The 23595-nt window shown below is 35.1% G+C and carries 21 protein-coding genes and 1 other annotated feature; of the genes, 19 read left to right on the plus strand and 2 right to left on the minus strand.

Annotated features, from left to right (window positions below; translation table 11 throughout):
• Positions 1-59 precede the first annotated feature (59 nt).
• From LJE08_RS07790 to LJE08_RS07855, 14 genes are all read left to right on the plus strand, one after another.
• Entirely contained in the window at positions 60-1241 is a 1182-nt protein-coding gene (locus LJE08_RS07790; protein WP_227402860.1) for a hypothetical protein, read from the plus strand.
• A gap of 5 nt (positions 1242-1246) precedes the next feature.
• A complete protein-coding gene (locus LJE08_RS07795) occupies positions 1247-1393 on the plus strand; it encodes a hypothetical protein (protein WP_217256187.1) in 147 nt (48 codons plus the stop codon).
• A gap of 99 nt (positions 1394-1492) precedes the next feature.
• Positions 1493-3670: an ATP-dependent helicase gene (locus tag LJE08_RS07800; protein WP_227402861.1), complete on the plus strand. Its 2178-nt coding sequence runs from the start codon at positions 1493-1495 to the stop codon at positions 3668-3670.
• Between the two features lie 9 nt (positions 3671-3679).
• Positions 3680-5674: an NAD-dependent DNA ligase LigA gene (gene ligA / locus LJE08_RS07805; RefSeq protein WP_227402868.1), complete on the plus strand. Its 1995-nt coding sequence runs from the start codon at positions 3680-3682 to the stop codon at positions 5672-5674.
• Entirely contained in the window at positions 5661-6731 is a 1071-nt protein-coding gene (locus tag LJE08_RS07810; RefSeq protein WP_217256188.1) for a CamS family sex pheromone protein, read from the plus strand. Before ligA ends, LJE08_RS07810 begins: the two co-directional genes overlap by 14 nt.
• 9 nt (positions 6732-6740) lie before the next feature.
• Positions 6741-7034, plus strand: a complete 294-nt coding sequence (gene gatC, locus LJE08_RS07815; protein WP_117923679.1) for an Asp-tRNA(Asn)/Glu-tRNA(Gln) amidotransferase subunit GatC — start codon at positions 6741-6743, stop codon at positions 7032-7034.
• A gap of 1 nt (position 7035) precedes the next feature.
• The gene (locus tag LJE08_RS07820; RefSeq protein WP_227402862.1) at positions 7036-8409 is read left to right on the plus strand and encodes an amidase family protein; all 1374 of its coding nucleotides are present in this window, start codon (positions 7036-7038) and stop codon (positions 8407-8409) included.
• A gap of 2 nt (positions 8410-8411) precedes the next feature.
• Positions 8412-9833, plus strand: coding sequence for an Asp-tRNA(Asn)/Glu-tRNA(Gln) amidotransferase subunit GatB (gene gatB, locus LJE08_RS07825; RefSeq protein WP_118114526.1), 1422 nt, complete (start codon positions 8412-8414; stop codon positions 9831-9833).
• A gap of 74 nt (positions 9834-9907) precedes the next feature.
• Positions 9908-10546, plus strand: coding sequence for a hypothetical protein (locus tag LJE08_RS07830; protein ID WP_186999499.1), 639 nt, complete (start codon positions 9908-9910; stop codon positions 10544-10546).
• 33 nt (positions 10547-10579) lie between these two features.
• On the plus strand, positions 10580-11374 hold the full coding sequence (locus tag LJE08_RS07835) for a Type 1 glutamine amidotransferase-like domain-containing protein (RefSeq protein WP_186999500.1): 795 nt from the start codon (positions 10580-10582) through the stop codon (positions 11372-11374).
• A gap of 156 nt (positions 11375-11530) precedes the next feature.
• A complete protein-coding gene (locus tag LJE08_RS07840; protein ID WP_117570896.1) occupies positions 11531-12049 on the plus strand; it encodes a winged helix-turn-helix domain-containing protein in 519 nt (172 codons plus the stop codon).
• Between the two features lie 60 nt (positions 12050-12109).
• Entirely contained in the window at positions 12110-14524 is a 2415-nt protein-coding gene (locus LJE08_RS07845) for a glycogen/starch/alpha-glucan phosphorylase (RefSeq protein ID WP_227402863.1), read from the plus strand.
• A 320-nt stretch (positions 14525-14844) separates the two neighbouring features.
• On the plus strand, positions 14845-15195 hold the full coding sequence (locus tag LJE08_RS07850; RefSeq protein ID WP_217256190.1) for a hypothetical protein: 351 nt from the start codon (positions 14845-14847) through the stop codon (positions 15193-15195).
• A gap of 21 nt (positions 15196-15216) precedes the next feature.
• Entirely contained in the window at positions 15217-15678 is a 462-nt protein-coding gene (locus LJE08_RS07855; protein WP_227402864.1) for a GGDEF domain-containing protein, read from the plus strand.
• A 17-nt stretch (positions 15679-15695) separates the two neighbouring features.
• Here the strand turns inward: LJE08_RS07855 and LJE08_RS07860 are convergent, their stop codons facing one another.
• Both LJE08_RS07860 and LJE08_RS15075 read right to left on the minus strand, forming a co-directional pair.
• Positions 15696-16175, minus strand: a complete 480-nt coding sequence (locus LJE08_RS07860; protein WP_342367246.1) for a cyclase family protein — start codon at positions 16173-16175, stop codon at positions 15696-15698.
• Entirely contained in the window at positions 16090-16329 is a 240-nt protein-coding gene (locus LJE08_RS15075; RefSeq protein WP_255650325.1) for a cyclase family protein, read from the minus strand. The genes LJE08_RS07860 and LJE08_RS15075 overlap by 86 nt, the downstream gene beginning before the upstream one ends.
• A gap of 75 nt (positions 16330-16404) precedes the next feature.
• Here LJE08_RS15075 and dxr point away from each other — a divergent pair, with 75 nt between their 5' ends.
• The 5 genes from dxr to LJE08_RS07885 all read left to right on the plus strand — a co-directional run bounded on the left by dxr (position 16405) and on the right by LJE08_RS07885 (position 23088).
• Positions 16405-17541, plus strand: coding sequence for a 1-deoxy-D-xylulose-5-phosphate reductoisomerase (gene dxr / locus LJE08_RS07865; protein WP_227402865.1), 1137 nt, complete (start codon positions 16405-16407; stop codon positions 17539-17541).
• Between the two features lie 51 nt (positions 17542-17592).
• Entirely contained in the window at positions 17593-19128 is a 1536-nt protein-coding gene (locus LJE08_RS07870) for a hypothetical protein (RefSeq protein WP_227402866.1), read from the plus strand.
• Positions 19129-19193: 65 nt separating this feature from the next.
• Positions 19194-20705 carry a PHP domain-containing protein gene (locus LJE08_RS07875; protein WP_199593065.1) on the plus strand — a complete coding sequence of 504 codons (1512 nt, stop codon included), beginning with the start codon at positions 19194-19196 and terminating at the stop codon, positions 20703-20705.
• A 40-nt stretch (positions 20706-20745) separates the two neighbouring features.
• Positions 20746-20944, plus strand: a binding site (T-box leader).
• A 39-nt stretch (positions 20945-20983) separates the two neighbouring features.
• Complete coding sequence (gene metG, locus LJE08_RS07880; protein WP_227402867.1) at positions 20984-22906, plus strand: methionine--tRNA ligase; 1923 nt, start codon at positions 20984-20986, stop codon at positions 22904-22906.
• Positions 22906-23088 (plus strand): hypothetical protein, encoded by a 183-nt coding sequence (locus LJE08_RS07885; RefSeq protein WP_186999691.1) that lies wholly within the window; start codon positions 22906-22908, stop codon positions 23086-23088. Before metG ends, LJE08_RS07885 begins: the two co-directional genes overlap by 1 nt.
• Positions 23089-23595 lie beyond the last annotated feature (507 nt).

The following is a 23595-nucleotide window of genomic DNA, read 5'->3' on the forward strand; positions in this document are numbered from 1 at the left end:
CTATTTAACAACAATGTGTTGAACTGATTACGCTACATATTATATGAGGAGGTTTTAACATGTTTGTTCAAATGATTTGTAAAGATCGAAATGAAAAAGAAATGAATGAATTGTATGAAGTTTTAGGCCTTATCGCAAGACGAGAAGAAGTGCAAATTGAAGATCGTTATGATCATGTTGATATCTTGGTTTGTCCACAAGGAAAGATTGTTGTGACAGAAGAAGATGGTGATATGGTTTTACGTGCCAATACCCGTCATGCAGGCCCAGGATTTCATGCATTTGTGGTAGATATATTTAAAGATATTCAGGAAGAAGTTCCTGGAGAATATGAACTAATGGATGATATGGAATTTGATAAGGATGAAGATTTTGATCGATTAAGTTCTATGTATGAGGATGAAATGGATTATATTCGTGGTGTTCTTTTAGAAAATGAAGTGATGCGTCAACAGAATTATATGTATGAAGAAACTTACTTCTTGCCGCTTCAAAAGGAAGATCGTATCCTAACAAGTCAGGGAGATTTGGATTTAAAAGAATTTAAACATATGAATACTCGCGACTTAATGGATTCTTTCTATGTTTGGAACGATTGGCAAAGAGATGCCAAATTCTATAAGAATTGTGCATTGACTTTACTTGCCAAAGAAGGTGTTGGTAAATACACTTTAATGAATGAAAATACTATTAAGCATGCCAATGATATTTGTGAATATATCGAGGCTGCTTATGAAAAAGATCATACAATTGATTTGCCTTTAGATGTATATGCAGATTTGTGTGAACAATTGGGTAGAGATAATAAATTGTCTGATGCCAAAAATATGGAGCAGGAAGCCATTCAATATCGCATTAAAGAAGTGTATCACTTATTTGAAGATGCAAGAGTTGTTGCCAGTGGTGCCGCAGAAAGAAGCTATGATCCAGTAAATCAAGCGCTATGTTTAATGTCACCATATACAGATGAAGCACAATGGGATTGGTTGATTCAGGCCAGTAAACAACCGGGTATTGTCACAAACTTAGATCATATTATGGAACAAGATCCGATTCAATATGATAAGAAGACAATTTGGATGGATTCATGGCAAGAAGATGGTATCTATGTATTAGAAGCTATGCTTCGTTATAAAGAAAAATTCTTATATTTCCACGATGTATGTGCCAAGGAAAAGGATTTAGCTTTCTTAGAACAATGTATTAAGGAATCTGGTTTTACGAAAACGCAACAAGACTAGATAAAGTGTTAGAAAAGACAACAAAAGTACATGGCTATTCATTTGTTGATACGATGTTGATGAATTATAGATTCATGCCTGCTGTTTTAACGCCAAAACATAAGAAGCTAGAAATTGTCAAAGCTATTGTGAAGAGTTTTACCAATAAATAAAGTAAATACGAAGGTATTCGTTTTCTGAGGTTTTGAGTGCTCATATTTCTGAGCACTTTTTTTGGGTTTATGGTAAAATTGATACGGTGATTAAAAATTATGAGTAACTCAATATTAGATACATTAAATGAAAATCAAAGAACGGCAGCAACGACAATTAACGAACATGTTCGTATTATTGCGGGGGCTGGTAGTGGGAAAACGCGTGTCTTAATGGCACGTATTGTTTATTTGGTCCAAGATTGTGGTATTTTACCAAATCGTATCTTGGCTATCACATTTACGAATAAAGCGGCAAATGAAATGAAAACGCGACTAACAGCACAACTAGGCAGTATGGCAAGCGTAGTCCGTATTTCAACCATTCACTCTTTGTGTGTAAGAATGCTTAGAGAAGATGCGGATTTGATTGGGTATCCAAAAACATTCGCAATTATGGATCCAGAAGATCAAAAGGCCATTTTAAAACCAATTTATAAAACATTAGAAGTGGATAAAACAGCCATTTCTTATAACCGTGCACTCGGTGCTATTAGTGCTTATAAGACAAACTATATTGATCCACAAATGGCAGGTAATATGGCAATGGATGATGTCAGTATTACTTTAGCTAAAATTTATGCCGGTTATGAAAAACGTCGTAATGAAATGAAGGCTATGGACTTCGATGATTTGTTGCTAGAGGGACACCGCTTATTAAATAGCGTATCTTCTGTTCGTGAGAAGTGGCAAAACCGTTTAGATTATATCCACGTAGACGAGTTCCAGGACGTTGACCCTATCCAGTATGGAATCATCAAGCTATTAACAGGTAAAAATACACACTTATGTGTTGTAGGAGATCCAGACCAAACTATTTATACTTGGCGTGGAGCCAGTGTTGACATTATTTTAAAGTTTAATAAAGACTTTGAACCATGTAAAACTGTAATTTTGAATGAGAACTATCGTTCAACACAGCCAATTCTAGATGCTTCCAATGCAGTTATTAAATACAATAAGGAACGTATTGATAAAGATTTATACACAAAACTTCCTGGTGATGAAAAAATCACAATGTTTGAAGGCAAAGAAGATAGTGAAGAACCAATCTTTGTTGCTCGTCAAATAAATGAAAAACACAAAAAAGGTTTAGAATACAAAGATATGGCGATTCTTTATCGTTCGAACTATTCTTCACGTGCTTTTGAACGTATCTTTAAATCGGTCGGCATTCCATACGTAATCTATGGGGGTGTTCGTTTCTATGAAAGACAAGAAATCAAAGATGCCCTATGCTATTTAAGATTATGTACAAACTGTAACGAAGAAGATCCAGACCAAATGGCATTAGATTTAGCTGTACTACGTGTGATCAATGTACCACGCCGTGGGATTGGTGCACGTACAATTGAAAATCTTCAAAAACAAGCCGCTCAAAGACACATGAATCTATATGATGTCATGAAAGATCCAATTGGATTAAGTACGGCGGTTACGAAGAAATGTGAAATGTTTGTAGATTTAATTGAAGATCTACGTGAAAATAGGGAGCATTATGCGTTAGAAGATTTCTTGGATTATGTATTAGATACAACAGGCTATATTTCGATGTTGAAAGAAGATCGAGAAAGTGGTCAGGACCGTATTGATAACTTAAAGGAATTAAAAGAAGACATTGCCCAAAGTATGATTGAAGATCCAGAAATGACTTTAGAATCTTATTTACAAGATATTGCCTTGTTTACGGATAAAACACAGGAAACAAGTGAAAATACAGTAAGCTTAATGACGGTGCATGCCGCAAAAGGGCTAGAATTTGACACAGTATTCTTAGTTAACTTTAACGATGGTGTATTCCCAAGCTCTAGAGCATGTGATGAAGGTGGTATGAAGGCATTAGAAGAAGAAAGAAGACTTCTATATGTTGCGATGACACGTGCTAAAAAAACACTATATATTTCATGGAATACAGGCTTTAGTTATATGCAGGATGCGTTTAAAACACCAAGTCGTTTTAGAGCTGAAATCCCAATGGAATATATTGAACAAGAAGAAAAAGAAGAAGCACCAAAACAACCAAAGGTTGTTGCGTCTCAATCCTTAACAGGAAGACCATCTAAGCTGGGTGCGAATAAAAAGAAAGCACGTTTACGTAAAGGGGATGCCGTTGAACATGCGATTTATGGTCAGGGTGTTGTACTTGAAATTCGTGGAGATGTCGCAACCATTGCCTTTGGTCACACAATTGGTGTGAAAAAATTAAATGCAGCACATCCTTCTTTAAAGAAAGCCTAGGTGAGTATGATGGATGAAAAGGCAAGAGTTTTAGAATTACGTAAAGAATTAGAAAAGTATTCTATCGAATATTATGTATATGATAATCCAAGCGTGACCGATCAAGAATACGATCGTTTAATGCAGGAATTAATGGTACTAGAAGAAAAGCATCCAGAAATGTATGATGCGAATAGTCCTAGTCAAAGAATCATTGGCTCTGTACTTGATGGCTTTGAAAAAGTGACACATGATACGCAGATGCTTTCTTTGGGAAATGTCTTTAATAAAGAAGAAATTGAAGAATTTGTTCAAAGAATCTCAGAAAGTGTTTCGAATCCAGAATTTGTCGTAGAATGCAAATACGACGGACTTGCGATGGCATTATTATATGATGATGGTAACTTTACTCGAGCTGTGACCAGGGGTGATGGAATAGTTGGAGAAGATGTTTCAAACAATGTTAAAACCATCCTTTCCATTCCTATGCACATTCCTGAAACGCGACATGTTGAGGTTCGTGGTGAAGTGTATATGCCTAAGGCAAGCTTTGAACTATTAAATAAAAGACAAGAAGAAAAAGGGTTAGCCCCTTTTGCGAATCCAAGAAATGCAGCTGCAGGAAGCATTCGCCAATTGGATTCCAGTGTGTGTGCAAGTCGTAAATTAGATGCCTATTGGTATTACTTCCAGAATGCGTCTGACTTTGCGGTACAAACACAAGAAGAAGCTTTGGAAGCCATGTCTAAGATGCATTTTAGAACAAATCCATTGCGTAAAGTTTGCACGACCGTCGATGAAATTTGGCGATTTATCCAGGAAATTCAAGAAAAACGTGAGAATCTACCTTATGAAATCGATGGTATGGTCATTAAATTAAATAATTTAGCCGCTCAAAGAAGACTTGGAAGCACCGCGAAAGTACCGCGTTATGCGACTGCCTATAAATTTCCAGCCCAAGAAGTTTTAACACGATTAAAAGATATAGTGATTACAGTAGGACGTACCGGAAAAATTACGCCTAACGCTGTGTTAGAACCAGTTCGTGTTGCCGGAACCACGGTGAGTGCGGCTCAGTTACATAATGAAGATATGATTGCCAATAAAGATCTTCGTATTGGTGATATTGTTGTTGTTCGAAAGGCTGGAGAAATTATTCCGGAAGTGGTAACAAGTGTTCCAAAAAGAAGAGATGGAACACAAGTGCCATATCATTTCCCGACAACATGTCCAATCTGTGGTTCCCATTTAGTACGACTACCTGATGAAGCGGCACACTATTGTATCAACCAAGATTGTCCTGCTCGTGTTGTCGAAAGTATGATTCATTTTGCTTCAAGAGATGCGATGAATATTGATACTTTGGGTGATAAGAAAATTGAGCAATTACACGAATGGGGTTATTTAAATTCGATTGAAGATATTTATTTTTTAGATCGTTACTATGATGAATTGATCGAAAAACCAGGCTATCAAACTAAGTCGGTGGATAAGCTTCTTGAATCGATTGAAAATAGTAAAAAACAACCATTGGGTGTCATCTTATATGGACTTGGAATTCGTCAGGTTGGTAAAAAAGCCGCAATGATTTTAGCTGAACAATTTGGTGACATCGCTACTTTAATGCATGCAAGTATGGATGATTTAGTTACGATTCATGATATTGGGTTAATTACAGCCCAAAGTGTTGTAGCTTTCTTTAAGGAGGAAAAGAATGTTCATTTAATTGAAGTGTTAAAACAAGCTGGATGTAATTTTACACAAGAAAAGAAAAAAGTTGTACAAAGTCGTTTCACAAATAAAACATGTGTATTAACAGGAACTCTAGAACATTATACGCGTAATGAGGCAAAGGCCATTTTAGAATCCTTAGGTGCCAATGTGTCGGGTTCTGTATCTAAAAAGACAGATTATGTTATTTATGGTACGGCAGCTGGATCAAAACTTACAAAAGCACAAAGTCTAGGCGTTATGACAATGAGTGAAGAAGAGTTTGTGCAGGAGGTAGAAAATGCGAAAGAGTAAATTATTGATTGGTTTATTGGCATTGAGTTTATGCGCTTGTTCTACCGGAAATAAAAATCAGGCAAACGCATTGGATGAAGATTCGTATCAAGCTATTTTACCTTATGAATCCAGTGATACTAGAAGTAAACATGTTGGTTTGATTCAAGATACGGATTTGCGTGTAGAAATGGAAAGTGGATTGATGGATCTATCGAAAAAGTATTTTTCACCAACTACAGTTGGCTATAAGACACATCAATTCTTAGATTATGATGAATTGGATGCGACAGACGGTTCTAGAGGATTATTAGGAACAGTTCGTGATGGAAATCCAAATGGTCTAAACCCAAGCGCTGACGAAGAATTTGATACGGGAAATGGAATTGTGACAAATGCGACAATTTTAGTTGATTTGTATGAATTAGATTGGTACACAAACGATAATCTAAAAGGAATTTCATTAGGCCTTGTTGTAAATGGAGAATTAAACGCATCCGATGGGTCAAGTGTAGAAATTACGGATGAAAAGATGCAAAACTATTTGGAGGTTACTTTTTCTAAATTAGCTTCCTATATGCATGAGCGTTTTAATGAAATCAATAAGAATATTCCAATCTTTATAGCGGCTTATCGCTTGGATGATTCAAATACCGCTGGTAAAGGTGGCTATATCTATGAAGGATATTATAAGGGTGGACAAGGAAGTTTTACTTCTTTAAGTCAAGAATGGACACTGGTTCCAAGTTCACGCTTTACAGAATTGGATTCATCAGCAGCAACGGAGTTTACATCATTCAAAGAAGAGATTTCAAGAGTTCTTCCAGATAACACGTATATTACGGGTGAGGCTAAGTTTGAATCTAAAAAATTAAAGAAATTAAATTTGACAATTACAGCACACGGAAAGACGGCCGGAGAAATCTTGGCCGTGATTGAGGATGTAAAAGATCAGATGGATACATTTAGTTCAAAAAAAAGTGACTATTTGATTACCATTCTAAATGATGATACAGTGTATGCATTGATAGAGAGAGCATCTGGTTCAAGTGAATGTAATGTGATCAGTAAGATATAGGAGGAGAATATGGAAAAGTTCAGTACAGAATATTTTCACAAATTGGCAAACGATTTGAAGTTTGATTTGAGTGATGAAGAAATCGAAGAATTGAAAAAAGATTTCGTTGCCGTCGAAGAACAAGTATCCCTTTTTGAAAAAGTGGACACAGAAGGCGTAGAACCTATGGTCTATCCTTTTGAAGCACCTACAACATTCTTAAGAGAAGACGTTGTAAGTGATGTATTAACGCAAGAAGAAGCGTTGAAGAATGTAAAAGATGCGCGTATGGGACATGTTCATGTTCCAAAGGTGGTGAAGTAAGATGGAAATTTCAAATTGTGTAAATAAAAACGTGGCTATTGAAAAAATTAATGCGGTTCAACCAAAATTAAATGCTGTAGTAACTATGGTGGATGAAGCTGATAACACAAAGGAAGGAAAACTTTCAGGTGTTCCAGTCGCATTGAAAGATAACATCTCTACTTGTGGTATTCGTACAACTGCAAGTAGTCGTATTTTAGATAACTATGTTCCTGTTTATGATGCGACAATCGTAAAAAAATTAAGAGAGGCAGGAGCTGACTTTGTATGTAAGGCAAGTATGGATGAACTTGGTATGGGTGGAACCAACAAGAATGCCTACACAGGTGCTGTACACAATCCTTATGATCTAGACCGCATTCCAGGTGGGTCAAGCGGTGGATGTGCTGCTTTAGTTGCTGCAGGATGTGTACCTTTGGCTATTGGTACAGATACAGGGGATAGCGTTCGAAAACCTGCTGCATATTGTGGTGTTGTTGGTGTTAAACCAACATATGGACGTATTTCACGCTATGGCATCATTCCTTATGCAAGTTCATTAGATCATGTTGGATATTTTACAACAAACGTAAAAGATGCTGCATTAGCTCTAGAAGTACTTGCCGGTCGTGATGATCATGATATGACTTCAAGTTATGAAGAGGTTAAAGAATATTCAAAATTATTGAATGGTGATCTAACAAACAAAACAATTGGTGTATTTAAAACTGTAATCGATGAAGTGGAAAATGAAGAATTAAAGACTCAATTTAACGCTTTAGTTTCTAAATTAGAGGAAAAAGGAGCTAAGATTGTTGAAGTGGAAATGCCAAAAGAATATATGGAATTGATTGCTCCTGTCTATAAGACAATTGCGAATGCAGAAGCAACAGCTAACCATTCAAATCTGGATGGTATTCGTTTTGGAATGCGTGAAGAAGGTCAAGATTTAGAAGAAGTCATGACAAATACTCGTACAAAAGGTTTCTCAAGCTATGTTCGGGCCCGTTTCGTGATTGGTTCATATTCTTTGTTTGAAGAAAATCAAGATCGTTTATTTAGAAAAGCCCAAAAGATTCGTCGCTTGATCGTTCAAGCTTACGCGAAGATGTTTGAAGAATGTGATGCTGTATTAAGTGTTGCAGCACCAACGATTGCACCATTGATTAATGAAAGTACAAATGTTCGCTTTGGCGTATCTAGTTTTGCCGAAGAACACATGCAGTTGCAAAATTTCTCTGGTTATCCAAGTATTACACTTCCACTAGGAAAAGTAGATTCTATGCCTGTGGCTGTGAATTTAACTTGCAAGCCTTTTGAAGAACAAAAAATGTTTGATGTATCCAGTGCGATTGAAGAATGCACAGGTTTAAAAGGACAATGTTTGGAGGGATAGTAATGAATTATTTTGTGACGATTGGTATTGAAATTCACTGTGAATTAAAGACAAATACAAAAATGTTCTCTGGTGCTCCTGTGCGCTTTGGAGAAATCGCAAATACATGTACAAGTGTTGTGGATTTAGGACATCCTGGATGCTTACCATGTGTAAATAAAGAGGCTGTAGCCTTAGCTATCAAGGCATGTACAGCTATGCATTGTGATCTTGAAACATTGGTTCGTTTTGATCGTAAAAACTATTACTATTCAGATTTACCAAAAGGATTCCAGATTACGCAACAGTTCCATCCTATTGGAACAAATGGATATGTAGAAATTGATGTAGATGGAGAAAAGAAACAAATTCGCATCGAACGTATTCATATGGAAGAGGATACCGCAAAACAGTTCCATAAAGATACAGGTACATATATTGACTTTAACCGTGCTGGAACACCATTGATTGAAATCGTATCAAAACCAGATATGCATAGTGCTAAAGAAGCAGCAGCTTATGTGGAAACACTTCGTAAAAATCTTTTATATCTAAATGTCAGTGATGTTAAGATGGAAGAAGGAAGTATGCGTTGTGATGTAAATATTTCTTTGAGTAAAGATAAAGATACTTTGGGAACAAAGACAGAAATCAAAAACTTGAACTCCATTGCGAATGTTCAAAAAGCGGTTCAAGCAGAAATAGAACGTCAATCTGCATTATTGGATGCTGGTGAAAAAGTAGAACAGGCGACTCGTCGTTATGATGAAGCACAAAAAACTACAATTCTAATGCGTAAAAAAGAAGGAAATGTTGACTATAAATATTTTCCAGAGCCAAATATTTTCCCAATTCAATTAGATCTTGACTGGGTTAAATCGATTCAGGATAATCTAGAAGAGCTTCCTGATGCTCGTTTAGCTCGTTTCATGAAGGATTATGAATTGAGTGAATATGATGCAGGTGTATTGGTTTCTGATCGTGAAATGGCTGATTTCTTTGAAGAAGTATTAAAATCAACAAAATTTGCGAAAAAAGCATGTAACTGGATCATTGGAGATGTTTCAGCTTACTTAAACAAAAATAACTTAAGTTTTGCGAAAGTACCTTGTTCAAGTGAAAACTTAGCTAGCTTGATCAATGTGATCGAGGCTGGAGAAATCAGTGGAAAACAAGGTAAAGTTGTATTTGAAGAGGTTATGCAAGGAAAAGATCCTAAGAAGGTTATCGAAGAAAAGGGTATGAAACAAGTAAGTGATGATGGTGCTATTTTAGCTATCGTTAACAGTGTTTTAGATGCCAACCCTCAATCGATTGAAGACTTCAAAAATGGTAAAGATCGTGCTGTTGGATTCTTAGTAGGCCAGGTCATGAAGGCGAGTCGTGGTCAGGCAAATCCTAAGCGTACAAATGAGTTGATTCAAGAAGAATTAAAGAAAAGATAGAAGTCTGATTCATTCAGACTTTTAATGTTTTCAGGTACTGTGTTATAATAAATACGTTATTAGGAGGTTTTTTAATGGCCAAGATGAAGCGTAGAAGACATACATCCAATAAACCTACAGGTCAAGGACACAAGCTTGTATGGTTTACTGTTATTATAATTATGATTCCTGTTGTGATTGTAGGATATGTTTTGTTGACAAGTTTAGGTGGACAAAATCGACCTGTGGAAGGTAGTCGTTTTTCAAAAACGGATTTAGATCCTGCCATTACAAAAGACAATATCTCATCTCTTGAGAGTGCTCTAGGAAACATTGATAATGTAGAAAAGGTAAGTGTGAATTTATTAAGTGCAACACTACGTGTACATATTGATCTAGTAGATAGTGCAACGGATGATGTGGCGAGTGCAGCACTTGATAGTGCATATAATATTGTGAATGAACAATTGCCAATTGATACATATTTTACAAATAAAGATAGTTCAAAGATGTATGATCTAGAAATTGATTCTTATAATTATTTGATTGATGATACACATACGGCAGATGGCTGGACATATTTAAAATTGTCGAAGACCGGAGCTAGTGATGGTCCTGTTACAGATAATATGACAACGGCTAAAGATCCTGAGCTTTCAAATCAATTAAAAGCAGCAAGTGAACAGATTCAACAAAATATCGCAAATGCGCAAAACGAAGATGATGGACAATAAGCGTCCATCTTTTTTCTTGAAAGGAGCCAAAAAATGAAATTATATATTGATGAGAATAATAAAGTATTCACCATGCATGAGGCAACGAGTGATATGAAGTGTTTTGAAGAGTTTGAAAATAGGAAACCCTATTCTTTTGTTGGAGTAAAAGAACTTGAAAATTGTATTCATCCTATTCATGTCTTATTGAATACGAGTATGATCGATGAAAAGTGGATATATATGAATTTAAAATCATATATATCTAAAAATGACCGTGTTTGTATCCTTCCATTTAGCTTTTTTAATGATACTAAAAATGAGTCTGATTGGAATAAACAGTATGCGCCTGGACAAGGGATATGGTATCGCTCTAATCAAGATGTATTCTACAAGTATGGAATCGGTAAGGAACAAATAGTATGGGTCAATTACTTTAAAGATTCGATGGATGAAATGAAGGAAAAGATTTTAAATAGTTCCATTTTGATGTTGACAGGTGGAGCTCCTGATTTAATGATGAAGCGAATTAAAGAAAAGAAATTAAAGAAGTTAATTAAAAATTATAAGGGAATTATGATTGGATATAGTGCAGGAGCCATGATTCAGCTTGACTCTTATCACATAAGTCCGGATGAGGATTATCCAGGATTTTTGTATCAGACAGGTTTAGGTTGTTTATCTGGTTTTGCGATTGAACCTCATTTTAGAAGTAGTAAAGTGCAGCTGCAAAGTATTGAAAAGGTAAAATCAGAGAAACAAATTCCTGTGTATGGCATCTATGAAAAGGGTGGAATGATCATTGATTCAAGCATTAAATGTTTCGGTAAAATAGAGAAATTTGAGTAAAAAATCATTAAAAGGTACTATATATTTGCACAAATTAATTGAAAATTTGCATAAATTAACAAAGAGTTAGCATTTAATGTTAAATTCACATAGATATGGGATACTATTGGTATGAGCCAAATGTGAAATGGTTAGCTAAAGGAGATAAGTATACATATGAAGTTTTGTAAGTTGATTACAGAGGTCGATTTAGAACTGCTCGAAGAGTTAGTCGATAATGGATATCCTGTGGATCGCATTGAAGAGAACGGGCAGGTTTACTACAAAACACCAGCTATGTTATGCCAAAATTTAAAAGTGAATGATGAAGTGAGAAATTACAGCAACGGTTTGATTTCAATGTCCATTGAAAATGTTCGAAAGAAAAAGGGGTTATATAGAACGGGGAATCTATTGATTGATATGGATTCTAATATTATCCAAAAGGGTAAAGAAAAAATCTTTATTCCTAAGGCAAGTTTTACAATTATTTCAACACTGATGGACGTTCCTCACAAAACTGTATCTAGATCGGCGTTGGTTTTTTACTTGGAACAGGCGTATCATCACGAAATATTGGATAACACTTTAACGGTTCATATCGCTTCAATTCGTCGCCTTTTGGGTGATGAATACATCAAAACCCATAAAACTGTTGGCTATTTTTGGGATTTCGATGTTTTTAAAGTGGGGTAAAGTTGAAAAATGGCTTGAAATAAAGGTATAATGTAAAGGCGTTGGAAGGAGATTTAGATTATGCCACATCTATTTGAGTCTAAAGATAGTTTTAAGGAAAGCTTTAAAGAAGCTGTTTCTGATGCCTATGGACGTGATTTTGAAGAAACATATCCTGAAGAGAGATATATTATCCTGGGCAAAATGATTCGTGATTTTGCTGGAGAGCATTGGAGAGAAACTAAAAATGCGATCAAGAAAACAGAATCAAAGCAGCTTTATTATTTTTCTATGGAATTCTTGATGGGTCGTTTAATGACTAGCAACCTAATGAACCTAAACATCTATGATGTTGTTAAAGATGGTTTAAAAGATTTAGGTATGGACATCAATGACATAGAAAACATTGAAAGTGATGCAGGATTGGGTAATGGTGGTTTAGGAAGACTTGCCGCATGTTTCATGGATTCATTAGCTTCTCTTGATTTGCCAGGACATGGTAACTGTATTCGTTACCGTTATGGTTTGTTCAAACAAAAAATTGAAAACAACCAACAGGTTGAATTGCCAGACTGCTGGTTAAAGAATGGTAATGTTTGGGAAGTATGGAAACCTCAACATGCTGTAAAAGTTAAATTTGGTGGTTACGTAGATGGATACATGGATGGATATGGAAAATTCCATGCTCAACATCATCCGGAATTTGTCGTACGTGCTGTACCTTATGACGAACCAATCGTTGGATATCATACAACAACCACAAATACACTTCGCTTATGGGATGCAGAAGTTGATGAAGATTCTGTAAACTCAGGTGGATTAAATGAATATTTGAATCAAGTAACAGCTATTACAGCAAATGTATATCCTGATGATTCGACAATCGAAGGAAAACGTTTGCGTTTAACACAAGAATATTTCTTTGTATGTGCTGGAATTGATCAAATTATTCGTTCACACTTACGTGTATACCCAAGCTTAGATAATCTAGGTGATAAAGTTGCGATTCAGTTAAATGATACACACCCTGTATTAGTTATTCCTGAATTAATGCGTGTATTACTAGATGATTACTTCTATGACTGGGATGATGCTTGGAATATCGTGACAAAGACTGTTGCGTATACAAATCACACAGTTATGGCAGAAGCACTTGAAAAATGGCCTCAAGACATGGTTCGTTCATTGTTGCCACGTCTATATATGATCATTGAAGAAATCAACCGTCGTTTCAAATATGACGTAGATCACAGAGGATTATGTGGAATCTTCAACAATGTTTCAATCTTAAAAGAAGGACAAGTTCACATGGCTAACTTGGCTGTTGTTGGTTCTCACAGTGTAAATGGTGTTGCGAAACTTCACTCTGAAATCTTAGTAAACGATGTATTCAAAGATTTTGTGACAATTTATCCAGATAAATTCAAAAATAAGACAAATGGTATTACTCACCGTAGATGGTTATTGTTCTCAAACCCTCAATTGACTCAGTTGTTAGAAGAAACGATCGGAGATGAGTTCAAGACAAATCCAGAAAAATTAGAAGATTTAATGGCACACGTTGAAGATGAGGCTTTACAATCTAAATTCATGGATGTGAAACTAGAGCGTAAAAAGATTTTGGCTGCTTATGTAAAAGAAAAATTAGGTATTGATATTGATGTTAATTCAATCTTTGACTGCCAAGCTAAACGTCTTCACGCATACAAACGTCAATTATTAAATATCTTCCACGTTATGTATTTATACTTAAGAATGAAACAGGATCCTTCATTTAGAATTTACCCTCGTACATTCTTCTATTCTGCAAAAGCAGCAGCAAGTTATGATTTAGCGAAGGAAATTATTAAATTGATTAACATGGTTGCCAATGTTGTTAATAATGACCCAGAAATTTCTAAATACATGAAGGTTGTCTTCATTCCTAACTACTCTGTATCCATTGCTGAAATCTTATTGAATGCGGCAGATGTTTCTGAACAGATTTCTACTGCTGGTAAAGAAGCAAGTGGTACAGGAAACATGAAGTACATGATGAATGGTGCAATCACTCTAGGTACACTTGATGGAGCTAACGTAGAAATCGTTGAGCGTGTTGGATACGAAAATGCAGAAATCTTTGGTTTACATGTAGAAGACATCAATGAACTTCGTCATGAAAACTCATACAACGCATGGAACCTATACAATTCAAGCTACAATATTCGTATGGTAATTGATTCACTTAAGAATTGTACATGGTCAAATGATCCAAACGAATTTAAGTTGATCAACAACGACTTAATGATGCGTAACGATGAATTCTTCGTATTAGCTGACTTTGATGCATATGTATATGCTCAAGAAAAAGTACAAGCTCGTTACATGGACAAGAGTCGCTGGGCTAAGACGATGTTAGTAAACATTGCTAAATCAGGATATTTCTCTAGTGATCGTACAATTAGCGAATATGCTAAAGAAATTTGGGATTTAAAACCATTGTCATTTGAAGACTAATTAAAAAAACAGATCATATTTACCGATAAAGGGGATATGATCTGTTTTTCATGATAAAATGGTTTTATAAACTAAATTCGTTTTGCGTAAATCTACTATATATGTGTAGCTATCATGTTGATTCTAGGTTTTAAAACCTATCATTCCATGATGAAAAACAGTCAAATAGTTAGTTTTTTGCAGTTGTCTTTGTACATGTATTATATTTTCAAACTGATTTAGTACGAATGACGACAAATGGTCAGGACCTGTTTCTAAATGAAATGAGCTTCCTGTTCTTTTCGCTATGCATACTTTCTTGGTTTAATTACATCCAAATAATGTTTGAAGTTCATTGTTTAAAGAAATCGCAAACGATATTCGCAATGATTCCTGTGTTCGCAAGCGTTGTCCTTTTACTTGTGAAAACATTGGATGGATGTTTATTTCAAATCGATTCATATGGAAAGTTTCGAGAAGGACCACTCTATATTTTGCATGTATTTATAAACGATCTCTATTTTATGGTTGGAGCCTATCAAGCTTGTGTGTATAGCCGTAAGGCAAAGAATTATCAACAAAAGAAATCGAATCAAATTTTAGGCATTTATATGGTGTCACTATTGTTGATTGGCATAATGCAAGATTTTTTTCGTGACATTCCAGTTTTTTGTGTAGGAACTAGTCTTTGAATCCTTATTGTATATATTAGTTTGGAAGAACAAATGATTTCTATGGATCCATTAACACAATTGAATAACTGTAATTGTAGGGAACAGCATTTATTTGAGTGTGGAAGAAGTCAAGATTTAAATATGTACTTGTTAGTGCTGGATGTGAATAGATTTAAGAAAATCAACGATGAGCATGGACATGTGCAAGGGGATTTAGCATTAAAGGCCATTGCGAACTATTTAAAAGAATCTTGTATTGAAAAAAGTGATTTTATTGCTCGCTATGGTGGGGATGAATTTGTGATTGTGTATAAAGGAAATGATGTAGAAGGTTTGTGCCAAAGAATTCATGCGTATATAAAAAAACTATCTTTTCCCTTTGACTTAGATGTGAGTATTGGATGTGCACCATACCACAAAGATATACATAAATGGAATGATTGGTTTATTGAAGCTGATAAACAATTATATAATGAAAAGAAAAAATTGAAAGACCGGTGATCCGGTCTTTATTCATACTAAGCAATCGCTCGAATAGGAATGCCATCACAGTTTTCAATTTTAAGTTGGAAACAACTAAACCAAAATAATTCATCACCACATTGTTCTAAATGCGTGAGATTTTCTATATTCACAATATCTGTATCTTTAAATAACGCTTTGTGTCGTGTCAGATTTTCATCACACAGGGGGTCTTCTAATCCCATTACGTCAAAGCCAATGCCTTTGAAATTACTATTTAGAATGAATTCTAATACTGTGTTATCTATGCACGGGTAATCATTAAAATAGGTATCTAAATTCCAACGTTTATCCCAACCAAGATTAAAGAGAAGAAAATCAGCCAACTTGGCTTTATCTATATCGATTTTATCGATTGTGATGGCTTGTCCTTCTTTTAAATCTCTACAATCAACGACAAGAGCTTTGTCGATGAATTGTTCTGGGGAAAATTGATCTAAAGTCTTTTTGGTTCGTAAAAATATGGGCAGGTGGATCCATGTGTGTTCCTACATGAGAATACATTTGAAGGAGTGTTTCTTTAAAACCATCCTTTTCGTAGGTGCTTTTTGTGGTTAATTTTGGTGTTTCACTACCCGGAAAGACGGGCATATCTTCCGAAATAGTATGTGTTAAATCATTGCCTTTCATAATTTACCTCCAATTACTATTTAACCACATCTTTTATCTGTATTGTGTTAAAATGATAAGTACAGGTGATGAATTATGAAAAGAATACTATTATTAGGAGCTACAGGCTCTATCGGTTTACAAACAGTGGATGTGATTGAACAACATCCAGACCAATTTTGTCTAGTTGGTATTGCGGCTGGACATCAAGTGGATGTAATGCAGAAAATTATTGATAAACATCCAACCATTCAGGTAGCTGGTATTTCAGATGTTTCAAAGGCCAAAAAATTAAGTGGTGTTACTGTTTATAGTGGCAATGAAGCCATGGTTCAATGTATTGAAAACTGTGAATATGATTTGTTGGTGAATGCCGTTGTTGGATTTAGAGGATTAAAGCCTACATTAACATCTTTAAAAAAAGGAATTGATGTGGCATTGGCTAATAAAGAAAGCTTGGTTGCGGGCGGTGTTTTGGTGCGTCAGGCATTGCAGGAAACAAACACCAAACTATATCCAATCGATTCAGAACATTCTGCCATCTTCCAATCCTTGCAGGGAAATCGTAGTGAAGATGTGAAACGTTTAATTATTACGGCAAGTGGCGGTAGTTTTAGAGATAAGACAAGGGATGAGTTAAGCGATGTAACAGTAGAACAGACTTTAAAACATCCAAACTGGAATATGGGAAAACGAATAACAGTGGATAGTGCAACAATGGTCAATAAAGGTTTTGAAGTGATTGAAGCACACTATTTATTTGATTTGCCATATGAAAAAATCGATACAGTGTTACATCGTCAAAGTATCGTGCATTCTATGGTTGAATACAATGACAACGCAATTATTGCACAACTTGGATCTGCGGATATGCGTTTACCAATTCAATATGCGTTATGTTATCCAGATCGTCCGGGGTTAAAGGAAGATCATCCTTTGGATATGACAAAAACAATGAATTTGAACTTTAAAGAAATGGATTATGTTCGTTATCCAATGTTGAAACTAGCCTATGAAATTGGTAAAAAAGAAGGAAATCTAGGTGCCGTATTTAATGGAGCGGATGAACAGGCAGTACAGCTGTTTTTGGATAAAAAGATTTCATTTTTACAAATTGAAGAAAGTATTGAACAAGCTTGTAAGCAGGCAAAATATATTGAAAATCCTACAATTGATCAATTAGAAGCAACGGATGCATGGGCTCGAAAGTTTGTTGTTGAATATTGGGACTAGACCAATTGATATTTTGGGAGTAAAATAGTGAAATGGAATGGAGGGTTTGTCGTGAATAAAGCAAAGGTTTATTGTGTCGCAAGTGCTGTAGCAGTTTGTGTGGCTTCAAATCCAAATATGGATGTGCTTGCCAAACAAGTACAGCCAGTAAAATTAGAAGAAAAAGCCCAACAGACAATTACTGCAGATGATTTTATCAAACAATATTTGAGTACAAAAGAAATTGTTAAAGATAGTACAAATAAAGATGTAGAAAAATATACATTGATCACTAAGGTGGATGAAAAGAATTATTCTTTCGTATTAACAGGAGATCAATTGTTCGAAGTCTTGACTAAAGAAAATCAGGATCAAATCAAAACAGCTTATGAAACAGCATACGCAAATGCAGGTATGAAAAAAGCTGAAGGATGTAAATTAAGCGCATATGAAATTGTTGTAGCTGAGGCAAATACATTGGTTTTAAACGCTAAAACAGCTTTAGATACATCTTTAAAAGATGCACAAAGTTTAGATTCTACAATCTTTACTGCAGATAGCTATGCCGCTTTAAAAACGGTGATGGATGAATCAAGCCTTTTGGTTCAATCAACAAGTTCAACTTTAGAACAACTTACACAAGAGTTAGTGAAACTGGATAATGCAAAAAAAGCATTGATCAATGTTTCTGGATTAAAAGCTATCGTAGATCAATCAAGTACATATGCAAAGGATAGCTATACTAATAGAAGCTATACGGCATATGAAACAAGTTTGAATGAAGCTAAAAAGGTGTTAGAAAATGGAGCAAGTACTGTTGAAGACATTGAAAAGGCACAGTCTGCTTTAAATGCGGCAGCTGCTTCCTTAGTTAAAAAAGCGGATTTCTCTAAATTGAATGAAAAAGTGCAGGAAGCTAGTGAAGTCTTAGAATCCAATAAGGATATGCTTGAAGAAGAGTCTTATAATAACTTCAAGAAAGAATTGGATGATTGTAGTCTTGTACTTTCAAATGATGAATCAACACAGGCAAAAGTGGATGAAACGCTAGCACATCTAAATGCATATTTAGACGATAATACAAACTTTGTATACAAGGTGGTTACTTTAGAAGAAAAGGTTGCACGAAAAGTAGAAACAAGTAATGAATTATTGGTGCAAACACCAGTTGTACAAGAACAGCCGCAAGTTGTGGCTCCAACTGTAGAAACAAAGAAGGTGGACGCCGCAAAAGTGGAAACGGTAGTCAAACAAGAGATTACAAGTACGGCAGCTGATAATTTCATTAAGACATATTTAACGAGTACAAGTGGAAATATCTTTACAAGTGCCAACAACTTGAATTATCAAAAGATTCTTTCTGCGATGCCTAGCTGGGTAAAATTATCTGCAACTGATAAAAATGCAGTGAATGCAGAATTGGTGAATAAAGTTGGTAAAAAGTATCAGCGTTTGCTGCAGGAAGCACAAAAATTTAGTATGAATGCAGGAAAATATACGCCTGTAAATACATCAACAAACACAAATATGACGATTTATTCATGGTTATGTATGATGTCTTTAGCGGCATTAACATTTGCACTAAAACGTTTAAGAAAACAAGATTAAGGGCTATGGCCCTTTTTTTCATGCTTAAAAATTGTTATAATAACGAAAGAAAGGCTTATAATTTTATGAAACAACAGAAATACAATTTTAAAGATCTAACTCTAGCATACTTTCAAAAAAAATCGAAATTGTATCGTGCAGGTGGATATAAATATGCCACTCCATTAAAACGGAATCTAAGAGATTACCAAAATCATTTCTTTGCGTTTTTGATGGATGTCAACATTTGCTTATTGCCTGTTTATATATGGGTTCTTGAGTTTTTATTAATTATGTGTGGATTGATTCCACCACACTTCTTTGATTTATTATTCTACTTAATGTTTGCCTTGTTATTTGTATCTAGTGTATTATTACTTGCGTTTTTTACAGCACGAACAAATGGGCAATCATTTGGATATGCCATCATGGATTTGAAATTGGTTCGTAGAAATAAAAAAGAGGCGATGCCAATCAATTTGATTTTGCGACAAGCATTGGGATTTGGTCTTCCTTTGATGATTTTAGGGTTCTTCTATCAAGTGCCGGGAGTCATTTTATGGTGGGTCATCAATGGTATTGTTGTCCTAATCACTCCAAACCAACAAACTCTATTTGATTTGATTTTTGGTTTGGTTCCTGTAAATGAACCAGATCAGGAAATTCGTTTTGAAACAAAGGTAGAACCAGCTTTAGTAAAAGAAGAGTTGGTTGTGACTCCAATCGATTTACATATTCGTTCAAACTACAGTGATGATGGTTATTATGATGTAGAAGAATTATTCAAACAAGCCAAAGAAAATCGCTTGGAAGTTATCTCAATCACAGACCACAACTGTGCAAGGGCAAATGCGGCAGCGGTTCGTTTTTCAAGTTTGTACAACATTCAATATATTCCAGGCGTGGAAGTGGATGCACAATATAAAAGAATGCGAGTACGTATTCTAGGTTATTATATTGACTGGACGAATGAAGCGTTTGAAGTGTTAGAACAAAATTCTTTGAAGCGTGAAAAAGATTTATCCATGGAGCGTGTTGAAAAATTCGAAAATTACTCAGACATTCGTATTGATGTAGATTCGTTAATTTCAAATTCTCGTTTCCAAACTATTACACCAGCAGAAATCACAAAGATGGTGTTCCATAACGAAAGAACGCGTTTATTGCCTTTTGTGAAGAAGTATATTGATAGTTGTGAAAGTGAGAGTGTTGCGATGTCTCGTTTTGAAACCGATGTATTTGGTAAGAATGGACCTTGTTATGTAAAGGCTAACTATCCGGATGCGAAAGCAGTAATTGATGCGATTCATAGTGCTGGAGGTATTGCAATTTTATCAAGCTGGCATTTAGATTATATTTCAGATGATGTTTTAGAAGAAATTGTGGATTTAGGTATGGATGGAGTGGAATGCTTCTCTAATGATATTCATGAACAAACGGTTGCGGCTGCGTTGAAAATTGTTCAGAAACGCAAATTATTCGTATCTTGTGGTAGTGATTATCATGGTCCTACAAAGCCAAAATATCATATGGGTGTTTCAAATTGTCCTGAAAAAGCTTTACCATTGGTAAAAATTTTGACAAAAGCTGCGAAATAAATTTGCTCAAAATACGTTGTATAGCGTATAATAAACAAGTCAATAAGCTTAGAAAAGAAGAGTATTTATATGGCGTACTAAAGAGAGCAGATGGTTTGGTGTGAATCTGCGTACAATATATAGAGAAGATGGTCTTGGAGCTTCTTTATCGATAGGTAGGTAAAGACGTATGCTGGCGTTAACAGCTTGAGGTGTGAAAACACAAACTAAGGTGGTACCACGAAGCTTTCGTCCTTGGATGAAGGCTTTTTTTATTTGTATGATAGGAGGAAATAAAGATGACACAAAAGAAAGAACCATTTTATTTAACAACGGCAATTGCGTATACATCAGGTAGACCTCACATTGGGAATACATATGAAATTATCTTGTCGGATGCGATTGCTCGTTTTAAAAGAGCACAAGGATATGATGTATTCTTTCAGACAGGTACAGATGAGCATGGTGTAAAAATTGAAGAAAAGGCAAAAGCTGCAGGTGTAAGTCCACAAGAATTCGTGGATGGTGTGGCTGCTCAAATTAAATCAAACTGGGATTTAATGAATGCAAGCTATGATTATTTTGTGCGTACTACAGATGATTATCACGTAAAAGAAGTACAAAGCATTTTTAAACGTTTATATGATCAAGGAGATATCTATAAAGGAACATATGAAGGATGGTATTGTACGCCTTGTGAATCATTCTGGACAGAATCTCAATTGGTAGATGGATGTTGCCCAGATTGTGGTCGTCCAGTTAAGAAGGCAAAAGAAGAAGCCTACTTCTTTAATATGCAAAAGTATGCGGCTCGCTTAATTAAATACATTGAAGATCATCCTGATTTCATTCAACCAGAATCTCGTAAGAATGAAATGCTGAATAACTTCTTGCGTCCGGGATTACAAGATCTTTGTGTATCTCGTACATCATTTACATGGGGAGTTCCTGTTGACTTTGATCCAAAACACGTTGTATACGTTTGGATTGATGCATTAAGCAACTATATCACTACACTTGGCTATCATGCCAATGGTGTTAGTGATGAAAAGTTCAACAAATACTGGCCTGCAACACACATTATTGGTAAAGATATTTTACGTTTCCACACAATTTATTGGCCAATTATTTTAATGGCTTTGGATTTACCTTTACCTAAGAAAGTATTCGGGCATCCATGGTTGCTTACGGGAAGTGACAAAATGTCTAAATCAAAAGGTAATGTGATTTATGCCGAAGATTTAGTGGCTCACTTTGGTGTAGATGCTGTTCGTTATTACTGTTTACACGAAATGCCATTTGCGCAAGATGGAACGATTACTTGGGAATTAATGATTGAAAGAATTAATTCGGACTTGGCAAACATTTTAGGAAACTTAGTATCTCGTACAATTGCGATGTCAAATAAATATTTTGGTGGTTTAGTCAAAAATCCAAATGTATGTGAAGCAGTCGATGAAGAATTAAAAGCTTGTGCTTTAGAAACTAAGAAGAAAGTAGAAGCTAAGATGGAAGAACTTCGTGTTGGTGATGCATTAGATGAAGTATTCACATTGCTTCGTCGTACAAACAAGTACATTGATGAAACAATGCCTTGGGTACTTGCAAAAGATGAATCAAAACAAGATCGTTTAGCTACTGTTTTATATAACTTATTAGAATCTATTCGTATTTCAGCAGTATTATTACATTCATTCTTACCTGAAACTGCAGAAAAGATGTTTGCATATTTAAATACAAAAGTAACGGATTTAGATTCTTCTGAATCTTTTGGAAGCTTAGAAACAGATATTCATGTAGTTGAAAAGTGTGAACCATTGTTTGCGCGTATTGATGAAAAGAAATTTATGGAAGAGTTTAATAAAGAAAAAGAAGTAGCTAAAAAAGAAGAAAAAGTAGAAGAAGTTACGATTGATGATTTTGCAAAACTACAATTCAAAGTAGGTACGATTTTGAAGTGTGAACCACATCCAAAGGCAGATCGTTTATTGGTTGAACAAGTTGATTTGGGTGGTGAAGTCCGTCAAATCGTTAGTGGTATTGCGAAACACTACAAGCCAGAAGAATTGATTGGAAAACAAGTTGTCGTAGTGACAAACTTAAAACCAGTAAAATTACGTGGTGTAGAATCATATGGTATGATTTTGTGTGCTACAGATGACAAAGACTTGTCATTTGTCACTGTCGCAAAAGAAATGCCTAATGGTGTAACTGTTCGCTAATGAATGATAAACAAAAGGTTGTTTTTAAACAATTACAGCTGGCTGGACTTGGCATTGTCGTCTTTGTTTTTGGCTTGTTGTATCAAGAAAAAGCCATTTCCATTGTAGGAATCTGTATCTTGATCTTTGGCTTACTAAGAACCTATTACATTAAAAAAATAATTGAAAAACTAGATGAGTAAATAATTGCTCATCTTTTCTTGTATATTAAGATTTTGGTTTCGGAACAGAGAAATACGACATGTGAAATGGTATTAAAACATCACAATCTAATAGTGATAAAGTTTCAATTGGAATGTTTGGATGATAAGTTGTGTCCATAATTGAAGTATAGAATGAAACCCTTCCAAATAGAATAAAAATGCAGTGTCAATGTGAATTTAATGTGAACATGTGAGAATATGGGGAATATCACATATTTACATTGGTGATATAATAATAAAAATAAAATAATTTAGAAAGTCTCAAATCTATCTATTAAGCTTGCATTAAATATAGTATAATAGAGTCAGATAGAACAGGAGGACTTGTCTTATGAAGGTCTTTTCAATGTTGCAAAGAATCTATTATAAAGATCTGGAACCAGAAGCAGAATTGATCATTAAAAAGGATTTTGAACTGTATAATTGTATGCTTCATAAGGCATTCAAGATCTGTTTTGATCGTGCCTATAAGGATGTTACTTATTC

The sequence above is a fragment of the Holdemanella sp. DFI.5.55 genome (assembly GCF_020593575.1).
Classification (GTDB): domain Bacteria; phylum Bacillota_I; class Bacilli_A; order Erysipelotrichales; family Erysipelotrichaceae; genus Holdemanella; species Holdemanella hominis.